At 38.7% G+C, this 18324-nt stretch carries 10 protein-coding genes; 7 read left to right on the top strand and 3 right to left on the bottom strand.

Going from position 1 to position 18324, the window contains the following annotated elements:
* Positions 1-7 precede the first annotated feature (7 nt).
* The 3 genes from rpiA to H4J65_RS13330 form a co-directional block, all read right to left on the bottom strand.
* On the bottom strand, positions 8-664 hold the full coding sequence (gene rpiA, locus H4J65_RS13340) for a ribose-5-phosphate isomerase RpiA (RefSeq protein WP_182198512.1): 657 nt from the start codon (positions 662-664) through the stop codon (positions 8-10).
* A gap of 371 nt (positions 665-1035) precedes the next feature.
* Positions 1036-1674, bottom strand: a complete 639-nt coding sequence (locus H4J65_RS13335) for a 5-formyltetrahydrofolate cyclo-ligase (protein WP_182198511.1) — start codon at positions 1672-1674, stop codon at positions 1036-1038.
* Between the two features lie 681 nt (positions 1675-2355).
* Positions 2356-3888, bottom strand: coding sequence for a peptide MFS transporter (locus tag H4J65_RS13330; protein WP_182138247.1), 1533 nt, complete (start codon positions 3886-3888; stop codon positions 2356-2358).
* Positions 3889-4668: 780 nt separating this feature from the next.
* Here H4J65_RS13330 and H4J65_RS13325 point away from each other — a divergent pair.
* The 7 genes from H4J65_RS13325 to wecA all read left to right on the top strand — a co-directional run bounded on the left by H4J65_RS13325 (position 4669) and on the right by wecA (position 18248).
* Positions 4669-7389 carry an SLBB domain-containing protein gene (locus H4J65_RS13325; RefSeq protein WP_259367625.1) on the top strand — a complete coding sequence of 907 codons (2721 nt, stop codon included), beginning with the start codon at positions 4669-4671 and terminating at the stop codon, positions 7387-7389.
* A gap of 1224 nt (positions 7390-8613) precedes the next feature.
* Positions 8614-9894: a Vi polysaccharide biosynthesis UDP-N-acetylglucosamine C-6 dehydrogenase TviB gene (tviB, locus tag H4J65_RS13320; protein ID WP_220461205.1), complete on the top strand. Its 1281-nt coding sequence runs from the start codon at positions 8614-8616 to the stop codon at positions 9892-9894.
* Positions 9895-10567: 673 nt separating this feature from the next.
* Complete coding sequence (locus tag H4J65_RS13315; protein WP_182198509.1) at positions 10568-11020, top strand: REP-associated tyrosine transposase; 453 nt, start codon at positions 10568-10570, stop codon at positions 11018-11020.
* 561 nt (positions 11021-11581) lie between these two features.
* Entirely contained in the window at positions 11582-12634 is a 1053-nt protein-coding gene (locus H4J65_RS13310) for an NAD-dependent epimerase/dehydratase family protein (protein ID WP_182198508.1), read from the top strand.
* Between the two features lie 264 nt (positions 12635-12898).
* Entirely contained in the window at positions 12899-15691 is a 2793-nt protein-coding gene (locus H4J65_RS13305; protein WP_182198507.1) for an SLBB domain-containing protein, read from the top strand.
* A 461-nt stretch (positions 15692-16152) separates the two neighbouring features.
* The gene (locus tag H4J65_RS13300) at positions 16153-17208 is read left to right on the top strand and encodes a Wzz/FepE/Etk N-terminal domain-containing protein (protein WP_182198587.1); all 1056 of its coding nucleotides are present in this window, start codon (positions 16153-16155) and stop codon (positions 17206-17208) included.
* A gap of 11 nt (positions 17209-17219) precedes the next feature.
* On the top strand, positions 17220-18248 hold the full coding sequence (gene wecA / locus H4J65_RS13295; protein ID WP_182198506.1) for a UDP-N-acetylglucosamine--undecaprenyl-phosphate N-acetylglucosaminephosphotransferase: 1029 nt from the start codon (positions 17220-17222) through the stop codon (positions 18246-18248).
* The last annotated feature ends 76 nt before the right edge of the window (positions 18249-18324 follow it).

Below are 18324 nucleotides of genomic sequence, written 5' to 3'. Positions count from 1 at the left end.
TAAAGTGTTATTTTATTATTTTTGTACCCTCTGCACTGCCGATAATTAAGACATTTGCTGGACGATTAGCAAACAAGCCATTAGTCACAACACCAGCAATAGCGTTAATGCTATTTTCTAATGCTTTAGGGTCCATTATTTTTAAGTTATGCACATCAAGAATAACATTGCCGTTGTCGGTAATAACCCCTTGGCGATAAACCGGATCACCACCTAATTTCACTAGCTCTCTGGCAACATAACTGCGCGCCATTGGGATCACTTCTACCGGCAATGGAAAACGACCTAACATAGGCACTTGCTTAGTGTCATCGGCGATACAAATGAAGGTTTTTGCCACCGCAGCAACAATTTTTTCGCGGGTAAGGGCAGCACCGCCACCTTTGATCATATGCAGGTGAGGGCTAATTTCATCAGCGCCATCAACATAAACATCAATGCCGTCAACGTTATTAAGATCAAACACTTCAATACCATATGATTTTAAACGCTCAGTTGAGCCTTCAGAGCTTGATACTACGCCAATAACTTTATCTTTAATGGTAGCAAGGGCGTCGATAAAATGATTTACCGTTGAGCCAGTACCGACACCAACAATGGTATCTGCTTCGATATAGTCTAGGGCTTTTATTGCTGCCGCTTTTTTCATGTCATCTTGAGTCATAATAGGCCTGTTTTAAATAAAAAAATTAGCTATCAGTAAGAGATAGCTATCAGTTGTAAGCTTTCTGTAAAATATAGTAATCAGTGGTTAGCTTTCAGTTTTAAGCGGTCAGCTGTCAGTACAATATAGTGATCAGTTAAAAGTAATAAGTGATTAGCATTCAGTAAGATGTAGTTATAAATCAAAAGAAGTTTTCGAGCTATATTTTAACTATGTCTGTAGTAACTTACTGAAAGCTGAGAGCTAAAAACTAACAGCTATCTCTTAACTATGTCTTTGTAACTCACTGAAAGCTGAAAGCTAAAAACTGACAGCTATCTCTTAACTATCTATGGTCAGTATTATAACAAGCGTATCGAATTAATCAGATTTTATTTATGGCTATCAAACTTATATTGTCTTGTTGGCGTAATAATTTCAGGTAGCGGAATATCCCACAGTTGTGCGGGAATAGCGTCTATTAATTGGATGTCATGCGCTAAGCCTATTGGATAAGGCTTTGTTAACTTGCTTGGTGCAACGTTAAGCGGTTGATTCTGATGGCGGTATTGTTGATACCATGATGCTAAGGTTCTATCGTAGAATCCGCCGCCCATGCCTAAACGATTACCTAATGGGTCAAACGCAACCAAGGGGGTAAAAATAATATCTATTTCGCCAATAGTTTTAATCAAACGCACGTCAAGTTTAGGTTCTAAAATGCCATAGTTATTTTTTTTCATGACACTGTTTTCATCATAATGGAGAAACAATAACTGCCCATGACTAAAAGGATGAATAACAGGTAAGTAGGTCTTTTTGTTGTTTTGCCAACACCATTTTATAAAGGGCATAGCATCAAGCTCACTGTCATTGGCTAAATAAAGCGCAATATTTTTTGCCGCTAGCACATCTCTACGGGCACTGAGTTGAATGAGTAAATCATCGGAGAACTGTTGTTGCTCAACCTCACTAAGACTTTGGCGTTTAGTCCTAAGTGATTTTCTTATTTCATTTCGTGTAGACATCATCAATAGCGTTTTCTCATTAGGGTATGTGTGCGCTGTGGAGGCATCGCATAAATGCGAACGACAAAAAATAAGGCGCTGCAGATAGCTGTTTGCCATCTTGTTAATTGTTTGCTTAACAGTTGACGGACTAAAGTCCGACCTACAAAACAATTGCTTAACATTTACATTATCACCTTTAGGCCCGATGTAGGTTGGACTTTAGTCCAACAAGTTTCAAAAGGCAGCTTTCAGTTTGAAGTTTTTAGCTGTCAGATTTAAAGAAAATAGCTTTTAGTTTATTTGTCTGTTTGGTTTTATGCCACTAGGTTTTGTATTCGCTTTAAGGTTGACGGACTAAAGTCCGACCTACAAAACAATCGCTTAACATTTACATTATCACTTTTAGGCTCTATGTAGGCCCGATGTAGGTTGGACTTTAGTCCAACAGGTTTTAAGCATTAACTATCTTAATCAGTCCCTTTGACAGACTGAAGTTCGGCCGACAGAACGTTTGCTCAACCATCAACCAAGAACTCTAATATTTTACTGAAAGCTGACAGCTATTTTCTTTTACTGATAGCTTAAACATTTCTTTTACTGATAGCTTAAACATTTCTTTTACTGACAGCTTAAACAATTTTCATAGACAAAAAAATAGCCAACATCTAGTTGGCTATTTTTACTGTTAATTATTCAAAATAATTATGCAGTAGATGTTGTGCTTTTACCTTTAACTGGCGATGAAGTGTCATCTTCTTCTGTTTCTAGCGCTTCCCAGAATCTAGATTTCAAGCCAATGAGTAAAATAATAATACCAATACCAATACTAAATAGACTGATTTGAATATATAAGGCTGGAATTTGTTCAACGTTGTTTGGATCGTAATTACCAGCAAGCAAACCAGAAATAATATTACCAATTGAATAGGTTAAAACAAATACACCCATCATTTGGCCAGCAAATCTTCTCGGTGATAATTTACTTACGGCACTTAAGGCGATAGGACTTAAGCATAACTCACCCACTGTGTGTAAAAAGTAAGTGGTAATTAACCAACCGGGCGCAACTTGTAAGCCACTCGCTGCATATTGTGCGGCAAAAAACATCACGATAAAGCCACTGGCCATAATAATTAAGCCAACAGCACATTTAATGCCGTATGCCGGTGTAACCATTCTTTGACCTAATTTAATCCAAAATGCGGCGAAAAAAGGTGATAGCAAAACAATAAACATAGCATTAGAAAACTGAAACCATGCCGTTGGAATTTCAAACGAACCTATCATACGGTCAGTGTAATCACGAGCGAATAAGTTTAATGATGAGCCGGCTTGTTCAAAGCCAGACCAGAAAAAAGCTGAGGCAATACAAATTAATAATAGTGCCCAAAGTTTTTTCTTTTCATTGCCGGTTAAGTCACTAAAAAAGTAAATAATGGCATAATAAATAACAAAAATTAAGGTAAATGCTATTGCGACATATTGTGCTGTGGCAATAGGGTCTATCACCACAATACCTTCAAAGGTTAAAACAGTGACCACTGCAATGGCGACTAGCGAAGCGGCTATAATTATCCAGCTAGTGCGTTGACCTTTTGCTGATAAAGGTGCAACCGGTTTTGCGCCAACACCTTCTAATTTTGGTGTGGTAATTTTATATTGAATAAGGCCTGCTGCCATGCCTATTGCGGCTGCACCAAAGGCATAATGCCAACCAAAATCTGAAGCTAAATAACCACAAACTAAATAGCCAATGAAAGAACCTAAGTTAATGCCCATGTAATAAATAGCATAACCACTATCACGGCGCTTATCATTTTCACTATATAATTGGCCAACCATAGCGCCAATATTAGGCTTTAATAAACCCGTACCTAAAATAACTAAGATCAAACCAATAAAGAATGTTTTGTCATTTGGGATAGCTAAAACTATGTGGCCAAACATGATGATAATGCCGCCATACCAAACCGCTCTTTGCCCACCCAGTAATCTGTCTGCTATCCAACCGCCTGGCAAGCCCATAAAATAGACGGTACCCGTATATAAACCATAAATAGCGGTTGCCGATGCAATAGTTAATGCTAAGCCGCCTTCTTGTAAGGTTGCGGTCATAAAAAGAACAAGCAAGGCGCGCATGCCGTAATAACTCATGCGTTCCCACATTTCTGTGACGAAAAGTGTTTTTAATCCGCCTGGATGGCCATAAAAAGCCTCTGAATTTGGGGTACTCATATAAAATCCTCGATAGGTAATACCAAACACGGTTTAAAATTATTATTGTTTCAACATGAATATATATCGGGTTGAACGTGCTCAGATAAATTAAAAGTTTTATTAATCAACCCGCTTTATACCTTTGGTAGCATCGAAAGGCAAGTAAGCGCGGTTAATCTTTATGTTAATGAATGTAAAGTTATATCAAACCAATTGATTTTGCTGCCGACACACTTTAATTAGGAGGTTAATTTCAAGGCACAATAGCATAATTTTGTAGGTCGGACTTTAGTCCGTCAGCTGTATAGCGGGCTATTAACGAAATGGGGTAACAAACATTTGCAGTTGGCATTATTATTTGTCGTTCGCATTTATGCGAAAACAGTTAAATTTCATTTAACTTGATGGACTAAAGTCCAACCTACATCGAGCTTACGGGTGATAATGTAGATTTAGGCGATTGTTTTGTAGGTCGGACTTTAGTCCGTCAGCCGTTTAGTGACGCATAGCGTAATGATTAAGAACCAGACAAGTATAATGAAAGCTGTTTCACTTCAAACTGACAGCTAATAACTTAAGGGCTTGTTTACTCAAAGCTGTTTCTTTAACTGACAGCCATCTCTTTTATCTCTTATATCTTAATGAGTAACGCATAATATACTGTACTTAAAAAGTTACTTTAATCAAAGTAAACTTACTGATAGACTCGCCTGTGATTTACTTAAAATTAACTTTTTATTAACTTTTAGTTGAGGTTGATTTCTGTCCCCTCCGTATACACAGGAAAAACATGTGCCAATGATTTACTTTATCCGTCAACTGACAAGCCTTTTGGTAGTTTTTACACTCTCCTTTAGTGCTATCGCAGCGCAAATTAGCCCACAGCAAATAGAGCAATTTAAAAATTTACCTAAATCTCAGCAGCAGTCATTAGCACAAAGCATGGGTGTTGATCTTAATGCCGTTATGGGACAAATATCGGGTAGCAACCAACAAACACAATTATCATCTACACCCGTTGTGCCAAGATCTACAGTTGAAAATAAAATGGTAGGGCAAGCAGAGGTTATTGAGTTTGAAAGTGACACTGAATTATTTAAGCCACTAACAAGATTTGGTATGGAGGTTTTTGCCAATGCGCCAAGTACGTTTACCCCCACCATGGATATTGCCATTCCTGAACACTATATCCTAGGCGTTGGTGACCAATTATCGATACAAATGTATGGTAAAGAAAATGCTGAATACATACTGCCAATAACGCGAGAGGGCAATATACTTATCCCTAATATTGGACCAGTGAAAATTGTTGGTTTAGCGTTTGGCGAGATGAAAAAATTTCTAGCTGAAAGAATTCAACAACGTATTTTGGGGGTAAACGTGGTGGTTAGCTTAGCTGAATTACGTTCAATGCGTATTTTTGTTTTAGGTGACGCCTACAAACCAGGCCCTTACACGCTTAGTTCACTTTCAAGTGTTACACACGCTATTTTTGCTGCCGGTGGGGTTAGCGATATTGGCTCATTACGCAATATTGAAGTAAAACGCGCGGGCAAAATAGTACAAACTGTTGATTTATACGACCTGCTCATAAACGGTGATTCTTCAAGCGACATTTTGTTGCAATCTGGCGACGTGGTTTTCATTCCAACTCAAAGTAAAAATGTTTCAATACGAGGTGAAGTTAGGCGTCCCGCTATATACGAACTAAAGGCCGGCGATAACTTCAATCAAATTATTGAAATGGCTGGTGGTTTATTACCGTCTGCCTATCCGCAATCAACCATGGTAGAACGCTATAATCAAGACAGCTTACTTAGCATCATTAATATTGACCTAACGGATAGTAAAGCGCGTAAACAATTACTGAAAAGTGGTGATTATATTCGGGTGTTAAAAAGCTCGGGTATATATGAACAATCAATTACCGTTATCGGCGCCGTGACACGTCCTGGAAAATATCAATGGCAACAAGGTCTTAAAATAGCTGATTTGTTGCCCAGTTTAGATTCTCATATCTTGCCTTCTGCCGATTTAAGTTATGGCTTAATTGTGCGTCAAAAAGACCAAGCCAGAAATATAGAAGTATTACAATTTAATTTAGCCAAGGCGCTTAATAAATCAACACCTAACCCAGTTGATAATCTTGCCTTATTACCTAACGACAAACTATTGATATTTGCTAATGTTACTAAGCAGTTGGATAAAAAAATATCACTAGATCAATTGGCTTTTACCCAAGAGCAACTTTTTGCCAAAGAGCGACAGCAGGCTAAAACGTCACATAAAGAAAAATTGTTTTGGGACAAATATGGCGGCAGTTCATCACAATATGCAACAGACACTGATGCAACTGAAGAAGCAGGGCGTTTAGCCAATCAATCTTTAGTGCAGATGACCAATAGTAGTGTAGACCAGGAAGTCGATATTCGTGCAATGGGTTTGTTTTCTCGCCCTCGTTTGTTAGCGCCAGTGCTAACAAAGTTACGTCAACAAGGCGCCTCTGGCCAACCCATTCAACTGATTGAAGTAGATGGCCAAGTCAAATTCCCTGGTGTTTATCCGCTAGCGAAAAATGCAAAAGTAAGTGATTTATTAGCCGCAGCTGGTGGCGTAAATGAGTCTGCTTACTTAGCGCGAGCAGAAGTGACTCGTAATACACTTACCGTGGCAGGTGCGACAAAAATTTCTTTAGATGTCGACCTAGGCTTAGCCTTAAAAGGAGATGAAATTTTCGATATTGCTTTGCAAAGTAAAGATAGACTAAACGTGCATAAAATTCCCGCCTGGAGTGAAAACCATGTGGTTGAATTACGAGGTGAGTTTGTCTTTCCTGGCAAATATACCATTCGTCGCGGTGAAACCATAGCTGACTTAGTTAGTAAGGCCGGCGGTTTAACCCAATATGCTCACCCTGATGCGTCAGTGTTTACTCGCATAAAGTTAAAAGAACTTGAAAAGCAAAACCTAGTTAAGCTTGCTGGTGACCTACGTATTGAAATGGCCTCTAAATCATTAACCGAACAAGGTACTTCAGCTTCTTACGACGATGCCCAAAAACTACTGGCTGATATTACTAATCTAGATCCAATCGGGCGTTTAGTGATTAATCTTCCCAGTTTAATGGCTTCAAATAATAATGATGTGTTACTAGAGGGCGGTGACGTACTTTATGTGCCAACTAAGAACAACTCCATTAATGTTATTGGCCAAGTTCAGGTGGGCTCATCACATTTATATGACAATGCCATGACGACCGAAGACTATATCGAGCAAAGTGGTGGCATTAAAAAACGTGCTGACGCCGAGCGTATTTATGTTATCTCGGCCAGTGGTAGTATTAAAATGGTTGAAGAAAGTAACTGGTTTTCTGGCGCAGAAGACGCCTTGTTAAAACCAGGCGATACCATCGTAGTGCCATTAGATTCTGAATATATGAATGATCTAACATTATGGTCAACAGCCACACAAATTATTTATAACTCTGCTGTAGCAGTAGCAGCAATAAACGGTATTTAACCTGATGGACTAAAGTCCAACCTACATAGAGCCCACAGGTGACAATGTAGCGTTGGGCAATTGTTTATGTAGGTCGGACTTTAGTCCGTCAACTGTTCAGTGGCCTATTAACGAGATGGAGTAACAAACATTTGCAGTTGACATTATTTTTTGTCGTTCGCATTTATGCGAAAACAGTTAAATTTCATTTAACTTGATGGACTAAAGTCCAACCTACATAGAGCCCACAGGTGATAATGTAGATTTAGGTGATTGTTTTGTAGGTCGGACTTTAGTCCGTCAACTGTTCATCGGCCTATTAACGAAATGGGCCAACAAACATTTGCAGTTGGCATTATTATTTGTCGTTCGCATTTATGCAAAAACAGTTAAATTTCATTTAACTTGATGGACTAAAGTCCAACCTACATAGAGCCCACAGGTGACAATGTAGCGTTGGGCAATTGTTTATGTAGGTCGGACTTTAGTCCGTCAACTGTTCAGCGGCCTATTAACGAGATGGAGTAACAAACATTTGCAGTTGGCATTATTTTTTGTGGTTCGCATTGATGCGAAAACAGTTAAATTGCATTTAACTTGATGGACTAAAGTCCAACCTACATAGAGCCCACAGGTGACAATGTAGATTTAGGCGATTGTTTTGTAGGTCGGACTTTAGTCCGTCAACTGTTCAGCGGCCTATTAACGAGATGGAGTAACAAACATTTGCAGTTGGCATTATTATTTGTCGTTCGCATTTATGCGAAAACAGTTAAATTTCATTTAACTTGATGGACTAAAGTCCAACCTACATCAAGCCTACGGGTGATAATGTAGGTTTAGGCGATTGTTTTGTAGGTCGGACTTTAGTCCGACAACTGTTCAGCCGGCTATTAACGAAATGGGCCAACAAACATTTGCAGTTGGCATTATTATTTGTCGTTCGCATTTATGCGAAAACAGTTAAATTTCATTTAACTTGATGGACTAAAGTCCAACCTACATAGAGCCCACGGGTGATAATGTAGATTTAGGCAATTGTTTTGTAGGTCGGACTTTAGTCCGTCAACTGTTCAGCGAATACAAAACGTAGTGGGATAAGGCCAAACTGACAGCTGTCTTTTAAAACCTGATGATAAAAATATCAACCGACAAGTAAACTTTAAACAGAAGGCTTTATTCTACTAACAGCTAATAACTTAAAACTTTTTTAATAACCGCTATTAAAGGCAAAGGATTACCAAAATGATACGTGATTTAAATGATGTAAAAATAGCCGTAATAGGCTTAGGCTATGTTGGTTTACCACTGGCAGTAGAGTTTGGAAAAAAATATCAAACCTTAGGTTTCGATATCAATCAAGCACGTATTACCGAATTAAATAATGGCACAGACAGTACCCTTGAGGTTAGCGATGAAGAATTAGCTGAAACAACCAACCTAAGTTATGCTTGCCAACCCGAAGACTTGAAAAACTCCAACGTTTATATCGTTACCGTACCAACACCTATCGACCAGCATAAACAGCCCGATTTAACACCATTACTTAAAGCCAGCGAAATGTTAGGTAAAGTGATCAGTAAAAACGACATTATTATTTATGAGTCGACAGTTTACCCAGGTGCAACTGAAGAAGCTTGTATTCCCGTAGTCGAAAAAGCATCGGGTTTAGTGTACAACAAAGACTTTTATGCGGGTTATTCACCTGAACGTATTAACCCCGGCGACAAAGAGCACAGAGTCACCAATATTTTAAAAGTCACCTCTGGCTCAACACCTGAGGTAGCGACAATTGTAGACAACCTATATCGCTCTATTATCATTGCAGGCACCTATAAGGCGAGTTCAATCAAAGTTGCAGAAGCAGCAAAAGTTATTGAAAACACACAACGCGACGTTAACATTGCCTTAATTAACGAGCTGTCTATTATATTTAACAAACTCAATATCGACACCTTAGAAGTACTTGAAGCTGCGGGCACCAAATGGAATTTTCTGCCCTTTCGCCCCGGTTTAGTCGGTGGTCATTGTATTGGTGTTGATCCCTACTACTTAACACATAAAGCGCAATCAGTAGGTTATCATCCTGAAATGATACTCGCTGGTCGGCGTTTAAATGACGGCATGGGCGCTTATGTTGTCTCTCAGTTAGTCAAAAACATGCTACACAAACGTATTCAGGTAGAAGGTGCCAATGTGTTAATTATGGGCCTGACCTTTAAAGAAAACTGTCCTGATTTACGCAATACCAAAATTGTTGATATCGTCAGCGAGCTCAAAGAATACAACATGAATGTTGATATTACCGACCCCTGGTGTTCAAGCGAACAAGCCGAACACGAATATAATTTAAGCCTGACAGAAAAACCCGAAGCTGGTCATTACGACGCTATTATTTTGGCGGTAGCCCATAATCAATTTAAAAGCTTAGGTGTTGACGAAATTCGCAAACTAGGTAAACAACACCATGTACTTTATGACCTAAAATATATACTACCAAAAGAGTCAGTAGACATGCGTTTATAGCGTAGCGGATAAATCAGCAATATAGAACTTACGGGTGATAATGTAGATTTAGGCGATTATGTTGTAGGTCGGACTTTAGTCCGTCAACCGTACAGCGGGCTATTAACGAGATGGGCCAACAAACATTTGCAGTTGGCATTATTCCGAAAACAGTTAAATTTGATTTAACCTGACGGACTAAAGTCCAACCTACATAGAGCCCACGGGTGAAAATGTAGGTTGAGGCAATTGTTTTGTAGGTCGGACTTTAGTCCGACAACCGTACAGCAGGCTATTAACGAGATGGGCCAACAAACATTTGCAGTTGGCATTACTCCGAAAAAAGTTAAATTTCATTTAACTTGATGGACTAAAGTCCAACCTACATCAAGCCCACGGGTGATAATGTAAATTTAGGCGATTGCTTTGTAGGTCGGACTTTAGTCCGTCAACCGTACAGCGGGCTATTAACGAGATGGGCCAACAAACATTTGCAGTTGGCATCACTCCGAAAACAGTTAAATTTCATTTAACCTGATGGACTAAAGTCCAACCTACATCGAGCCTACCGGTGAAAATGTAGATTTAGGCAATTGTTTTGTAGGTCAGACTTTAGTCCGTCAACCGTGCAGCGGGCTATTAACTAAATTAGCCAATGCCAAAGCTTTAATAAATTATAAAACATGGAGGTTTTATGTCATGGTCTGATTTGCGTAAAGGCCGTTATTCACATGAGCAAGGTGAGTATTTTGTTACTTTCAATACCCAAAACAGAGAACCATATTTTCATGATTTTAATTTGGCCTGTTTGTTTTCTCAGCAAATAATTGTTAATGAAACTAAGCATAATTGTGTATGGCTGGCCTGGGTATTAATGCCTGATCATTTTCATGGCTTATTGCGTTTAAATGCTGATGGTTCAACACTACCTAATGTTGTTAAGGGTTTAAAGGGAAGTGCTAGCTTTATTATTAATAAAGAACGTAATCAGCAAAAGCAATTTTGGCAATCATCGTTTTATGATCGTGCTTTAAGGGTTGATGAAAATAGAAAGAATCTAGCTAGATATATTCTTGCCAATCCATTGAGAAAAAGATTAGTGAATAATATTGCTAATTATTCTTTTTGGAATTCAGTATATTTGTAGGTCACTGTTTATATAAAAGTTAAACTTTATTGAACCTGATGGACTAAAGTCCAACCTACATCGAGCCTACGGGTGATAATATAAATTTAGGTGATTATCTTGTAGGTCGGACTTTAGTCCGTCAACCGTGCAGCGGGCTATTAACGAGATTGGCCAACAGGTATTTACAGCGTATTATTTTTTGCAGTTGGTATTATTCCGAAAGAAGTTAAATTTTATTTAACTTGATGGACTAAAGTCCAACCTACATAGAGCCTACAGGTGACAATGTAAATTTAGGCAATTGTTTTGTAGGTCGGACTTTAGTCCGTCAACCGTGCAGCGAATACAAAGCGGAGTAGGATAAAGCCAAATAAAAAAGTAATCTAAAAGCTATTTTTTATAACTGACAGCTATTTTTAAAACCTGATGGACTAAAGTCCACCCTACATCAAGCCTACAGGTGACAATGTAGATTTAGGCGATTGTTTTGTAGGTCGGACTTTAGTCCGTCAACCGTACAGCGAATGCAATAAAACTTAATATTTAAAACTTAATATTCAAAACTAAATGGAAGTAATAATGTCAAAATATGAAGAAGTACAAAAGCAGCTTAAGCAAGAACCAAAAGTTTGGCTTGTTACTGGGGTCGCAGGTTTTATTGGCTCAAACCTTCTAGAAACATTATTACTATTAAACCAAAAAGTTATCGGTTTAGACAACTTTGCTACCGGTCACCAACGTAACTTAGACGAAGTGAAATCTGAGGTCTCAGCACAGCAATGGCATAACTTTACTTTTATTAATGGCGATATTCGAAACTTTGACGATTGTCAGCAAGCCTTCACTATTAATAACCTTAACGTTGACTACGTGTTACACCAAGCCGCCCTTGGCTCCGTGCCTCGCTCTATCGCAGATCCTATTTTAACTAACGCGGCCAACATTACCGGTTTTGTGAATATGTTAACCGCCGCAAAAGACGCGAAAGTAGCGACTTTTGTTTATGCCGCATCAAGTTCTACTTACGGCGATCACCCTGCATTACCAAAAGTTGAAGCAAACATTGGTAAGCCATTATCCCCTTATGCCGTGACTAAATATGTTAATGAACTTTATGCTGATGTATTTAATAAAACTTACGGCTTAAATGCCACCGGCCTGCGTTACTTCAATGTATTTGGTAAGCGCCAAGACCCTGATGGTGCCTACGCTGCGGTTATTCCTAAATGGACAGCCGCGATGATAGACAATCAAGACTTATTTGTTAATGGTGATGGTGAAACCAGTCGTGATTTTTGTTTTATCGAAAATGCCGTACAAGCCAATATATTAGCGGCCACAGCGAATGAGCAAGGCAAAAACCAAATATATAATGTCGCGCTAGGGGATAGAACAACACTTAATGAATTATTTTCAAGCTTAGTTGCTGCATTAAACACCAATGAGGTTAGCTATACTAAAACAGCCATATACCAAGAATTTAGAGCGGGTGACGTGCGCCATTCTCAGGCTGATATATCAAAAGCTAAAAAGCTTATTGGTTATCAACCAGCATACCGTATTCAACAAGGCATAAATAAAGCCATGCCGTGGTACATCAAATTTTTAACCAAGCAAACTAAGAAAAATTAAGTAAGCAAAGCAAAACCAAGTAAACAAAGCAGATCAGCAAAATAATTAATTCGCCATATTGAAATTAATTTTTTTGACAAAGAACAGTAATTAAACTACTGTGCAATGCTGATCTGTTAGGTATGTCTTTTAAAGTCAATTTTAAGCAATCTTTCGACTGACTTTATATGGATATAATTAAGCCTTTGTCATTTTTTTATAAAAGCTTATTTGACTATCTAATAATTAAACCATCGCTATAAATTATAGAAGTTAAATAAATCAATGAAGTTATTTTTTGTCAAAATCACACTTGTGTCGTTACTTTTCATCAGTGCCTTTAATGTTCTTTCTGCAGACGTAAGCCAAGCACAAATAGAACAATTTAAACAATTGTCACCGAGTCAGCAAAAAGCCCTCGCGAAAAACATGGGTATTGACATCTCAGCACTAGGTGGCCTTGGCAATAACAGCAAAGCAGCTACGCAGTCATCTCCCTCATTAAATGAACTAGTGCCAGTTAGAAACACACCAATAGATGAAAATGATCCAGCATTAAAATCATCTGACGAAACTTTACCAGGAATTGAGGCCATCAGCCTACAGTTTGAAAAAATTGAAAACACCCTTAGCCTAAAGCCTTTTGGTTACGAGTTATTTGCTGGCGAACCATCAACATTTGCCCCTGTTTCTGACGTACCTATTCCTTCTGAATATGTTTTAGGCCCAGGCGACTCTTTATCTATTCAGCTTTATGGTAAAGAAACCATGAGTTACAACTTACCCATAAACCGTCAAGGCAATGTCGACATTCCTAAATTAGGACCGGTTAATGTAGCAGGGCAAAGTTTTAGTGAAGCAAAAAGTTTAATCACCAGTATTATCGACGAGCGAATATTAGGCGTTAAAAGCAACATATCAATGGGCGAATTACGCTCCATTAAAGTATTTGTATTGGGCGAAGCTTATCGCGCCGCGTCATATACCTTAAGTTCGTTATCAACGGTAACTCAAGCCATATATGCAGCAGGTGGTATTAACGACATTGGCTCATTGCGCAACATTCAAGTAAAACGCCGTGGCAAAGTTATTGCAGAGTTAGACTTATACCAACTGTTATTACAAGGTGATACCTCAGGCGATATCAGTTTAATGGCCGGAGATGTGGTTTTTATACCTACGGTTGGCACAACAGTTGGCATTAAAGGTGAAGTAAGTCGTCCAGCGATTTATGAGCTTAAAAACGAGCAAAGCATAGCTGAGGTCATAAGTTTGGCCGGTGGCGTAAAAGCCACCGCTTATAAGCAAGTAGGAAAAATAGCACGTATCAACAAAAGTGGCTTACGTTCAGTGCTCAGTGTTAACTTACTGACCGGCCAAAATAGCCAAGTTAAAAATGGTGACACCATAGAAGTGGCCTCAGTGTTATCAACACTAGAGCAAAGCATTACCGTAAAAGGCCATATTCAACGTCCCGGTATTTATGGTTGGTATAAAAACATCAAATTAAGCGATATTCTTCGCAGTATTAATGACTTTAAAGCCCAACCTGATCTTGAATACATTTTAATTACCCGTAAAAACCCTATTACCGGCAAATTGACTAGCTATAACGTCAATTTTGCTGATTATATAAAAAGTCAGCAAGCTTCGTCAGACTTTGTTTTACAGGCAGAAGACACCGTTTACGTATTTAACAAACAAAGAAATCGTAGCGAAAGCTTAGAACCTTTGCTTGAGGTGCTAAAAGCACAAACTCAATTGGCAGAGCTTGCCACTATTGTTAGCGCAAAAGGCGCGGTGCGTAATCCTGGCGATTATCCGCTAACGGTAAACGCCACAGTTAATGACTTACTCAATGCGGCTATGGGTTATACACGAAACTCTGAATTAGAATATGCTTTACTCGCCAGAAAAGACAAACAACTAAATACCAGTGTGCTTTACATCGATCTAACCAGTGCCACCGCGAAGAATATTTCACTAACCGCGCTTGACCGATTATTTTTGTTTGACCGCAACAAGCCACGTACTGAATTACTTGAGGGATTAATTACTGAATTGCGCCAACAAGCTGACAAGTCAAAGGCACAAAACGTAGTTAGCATCACCGGCGATGTGCATTTTCCGGGGCAATACCCTTATGTTATCAACATGACCAGTAATGAGTTGATTAATTTAGCCGGTGGCTTGAAAGAGTCTAGCTACTTGGTTAATGCAGACTTAGTGCGCTTTAATCATGACGGGATAGAAAATGCTGAAATTAGCCATCAAAATATTAATCCAGCGAGTCAGTTTATACTGCAATCACTTGATAACTTGCACATTAAACGCATACCTGATTGGCAAGAAAAGCGAGAAATTGAATTAACCGGCGAAGTGGTTTTTCCCGGTAGTTATATTATACAAAAAGGTGAAACCTTAAATAATGTTATACAGCGCGCTGGCGGTTTAACAACAGAGGCTGATGCCTCGGCGGCAATTTTTACCCGAGCCGCGCTTAAAAAGCAAGAAGCTGAAAAAATAGCACAGTTGCAAGCACAGTTAGAAAGTGAAACAGCGCAAATAAAATTAACTGATGATGAAGCGGGCAGCGCTGAACTGACCGAATCATCAGCCTTGTTAACTCAATTAAATTCGGCTGAAGCCATTGGCCGCTTAGTAATTGACTTACCACAAGTATTAAGCAATAACCTAGCCGATATTCGCTTAGATGACGGCGATGTTTTGTATATACCCAAAACACGAGAGTCAATCAGCGTAATAGGCGAAGTGCAATATGCAACATCACACTTGTATGAAAACGGTGTTGATTTTAACGATTATATTAACCGCTCAGGTGGCTTAAAAACCCGTGCTGACCAAGAACGTATTTATATTATCAAAGCCGATGGCACAGTGCAGTTAGCAAGTAATAACAACAACTGGTTTTCAAGCCAAGCTGATATGTTAGCACCAGGCGATACCATAGTAATACCGCTAGATTTAGAATATAAAGACAGCCTAAGCCTTTGGTCGGCAGTAACACAAATAATTTATAATTCAGCCGTAGCGGTTGCAGCCATTGGCAGTTTGTAATGGCTGGTTTGGCGTTTTTATCTGTTTTTGAATAACGGTGAATTGCTGACAATTTCAGAGAGATACTGACGCTATTGCTAGTAATAGCGTCAGCGTCAGTAGCATAATTATTTAATCTCTTGTATTTGACTACCTGTAGGTCGGACTTCAGTCCGACAGCCACAAAATTTAAAACTACCTGTAGGTCGGACTTCAGTCTGACAGCCACAAAACGAACACATAACAAAAAAGGGCAAAATCACAACCAGCCAGTAAACTTAAAAAGGCCAAATGTTTTTGTTCAAATAAAACCAATAAACAACTATTAAAAAATACAGATTTCTTGTTATAATGCGCTCCGCTTGAGCATTTAATGTAAAGTTTCGAATTAATTGCCAATAGGTATAATCAAATGAACGTAAGTGTGAGACATTGTGAAAAGTCATAAATTGCAAGGAAGTACTTCAAAAGAAGTCGACGCAATGAATTCAAACGAATATCATCAGCAACACCTTCCCGAAGACGACGAAATTGACCTAGTAGAGCTTTGGCATGCTATATGGTCAGGCAAACTATTAATTATTGCTATTAGTGGCTTGTTCGCCATTTCATCAATTATCTATGCGATTAACCAACCTAATATTTATAAAGCTACAACCCTATTAGCACCAGCAAGCGAGCAAGGTGGTGCAAGTGGCTTATCTAAAATGGCTGGCCAGTTTGGTGGTTTAGCAAGCCTTGCCGGTATTAACCTTGGCGGCGGCGGCACAGACAAAACAGGCCTAGCGCTTGAAGTATTAAAGTCTCGAGTATTTCTCGAAAAATTCATCAATAAACACCAATTATTAGTGCCTTTAATGGCAGCTAAAAATTGGAATGCTAAAACCAATAGACTGATATTTAATGACGACATTTATAACACGACAACTAAAACATGGGTAAGAGAAGTTAAAGCGCCAAAACAGCCTCAACCTTCTTCATGGAAAGCTTATAAAGCATTTAAAGATATCTTAGCGGTGGCAACGAATAAAGAAACGGGTATGATTACCCTAACTATTGAGCATTACTCACCAGAAATTGCTACGCAGTGGTTGTTATGGCTAGTAAGTGATATCAACGCCGCCATGCGCGAACAAGATAAAGCCGAAGCGCAACGCAGTATTGACTATTTATCTACTAAGCTACAAGAAACTCAACTAGCAGACATGCAAACGGTGTTCTATCAGTTAATTGAGCAACAAACCAAAACCATCATGTTAGCTGAAGTATCACTAGAATATGTGTTAAAAACTATTGACCCTGCTAATGCACCAGAAGAAAAAGCAAAACCAAAACGAGCTTTAATTGTTGTGCTAGGTACTATGTTAGGTGGCATTTTATCGGTGTTAATTGTGTTAGTACGTTACTTTTCTAATAAAGATAATAAAGGTAATAATAAAGACGACATTAACCATTCAAATAGTGCTAACCAAGTTGCTGAGCCAATATCAGGTTCGACTACTGCTGCTCAAGTTTCAGCCAAAGTTACAAGTAAATAGGAGTATATGTAATGATTGTTGCCGCCATAACTGCCTTCTGCTTTGCTTTTATTGCAATAAAAGTGTTCAAACCTATCGCCATTGATGTTGGCTTAGTAGACAAGCCGAATGCACGCAAACACCATAACGGCCAGGTGCCACTGATTGGCGGCATTTCAATATTTGCTGCAGTATTAGCGGCCAGCCTAATTTGGCTGCCTAATACCTTAGAATTACGTATGTACCTAGTTGCCTCAGCGATGATGGTGTTTATTGGCGCATTGGATGATAAATTCGATCTTAAAGTACGCATTCGAATTGTAGGGCAAATTATTATTGCCAGTTTAATGATTTATGGCGTAGGTGGTTATATATCAAACTTAGGTAACTTATTTAGTTTTGGCGATATTGAATTAGGCCCTGTAGGCATCGTATTTACTTATTTTGCCATTATTGTGGTGATTAATGCTTATAACATGGTTGATGGCATTGACGGTTTAATTGGTAGCTTAAGTTTAAATACCTTTACCGCCATTGCGATATTATTTTTAATAAGTGGCAATACGAGCTACTTAAGCTATCCACTAATTTTAGCTACTGCAACCTTGCCTTATTTGATTTTCAATTTAGGTTTTTTTAAAAGTTACAGCAAAAAAATATTTATGGGCGATGCCGGTAGTATGTTCATCGGCCTAAGTGTTATATGGCTATTAACCATTGGTACGCAAGGCGAAAGCGCCTCGTTTAGGCCAGTAACCGCATTATGGATATGTGCCATACCTTTAATGGACATGCTGGCTATAGTTATGCGCAGATACCGCAAAGGTAAGTCTCCTTTCAAGCCAGACCGAGATCATTTACACCACATATTACAACGCGCAGGTTTGTCTTCACGCCAAACACTAGTGGTTATTTCAATAGCTTCAGCACTTATGTCTATATTAGGTGTGTTAGGTGAATATTTTCAAGTACCTGAAAGTATCGAGTTGGCGCTATTTGTGCTGATGTTTATTCTTTATAATAAATATGCTCGGCACTTTAGTTGGAAGTATGATGAGTGAATACTTCAAATAAAAAGAGTGTCTCGATCACAATAAAATTATTTCAGGTCGGTATTACTCTGAGTTTAGGTATTTA

This window comes from Colwellia sp. MB02u-9 (assembly GCF_014077085.1).
Taxonomy (GTDB): domain Bacteria; phylum Pseudomonadota; class Gammaproteobacteria; order Enterobacterales; family Alteromonadaceae; genus Cognaticolwellia.
This window is presented reverse-complemented; position numbering and strand designations above follow the sequence as displayed.

Bases quoted from the DNA above. Each gene is read 5' to 3' on its own strand.
- rpiA (WP_182198512.1), bottom strand. From the start codon at position 664: ATGACTCAAGATGACATGAAAAAAGCGGCAGCAATAAAAGCCCTAGAC.
- H4J65_RS13335 (WP_182198511.1), bottom strand. From the start codon at position 1,674: ATGATGTCTACACGAAATGAAATAAGAAAATCACTTAGGACTAAACGC.
- H4J65_RS13330 (WP_182138247.1), bottom strand. From the start codon at position 3,888: ATGAGTACCCCAAATTCAGAGGCTTTTTATGGCCATCCAGGCGGATTA.
- H4J65_RS13325 (WP_259367625.1), top strand. From the start codon at position 4,669: ATGATTTACTTTATCCGTCAACTGACAAGCCTTTTGGTAGTTTTTACA.
- tviB (WP_220461205.1), top strand. From the start codon at position 8,614: ATGATACGTGATTTAAATGATGTAAAAATAGCCGTAATAGGCTTAGGC.
- H4J65_RS13315 (WP_182198509.1), top strand. From the start codon at position 10,568: ATGTCATGGTCTGATTTGCGTAAAGGCCGTTATTCACATGAGCAAGGT.
- H4J65_RS13310 (WP_182198508.1), top strand. From the start codon at position 11,582: ATGTCAAAATATGAAGAAGTACAAAAGCAGCTTAAGCAAGAACCAAAA.
- H4J65_RS13305 (WP_182198507.1), top strand. From the start codon at position 12,899: ATGAAGTTATTTTTTGTCAAAATCACACTTGTGTCGTTACTTTTCATC.
- H4J65_RS13300 (WP_182198587.1), top strand. From the start codon at position 16,153: ATGAATTCAAACGAATATCATCAGCAACACCTTCCCGAAGACGACGAA.
- wecA (WP_182198506.1), top strand. From the start codon at position 17,220: ATGATTGTTGCCGCCATAACTGCCTTCTGCTTTGCTTTTATTGCAATA.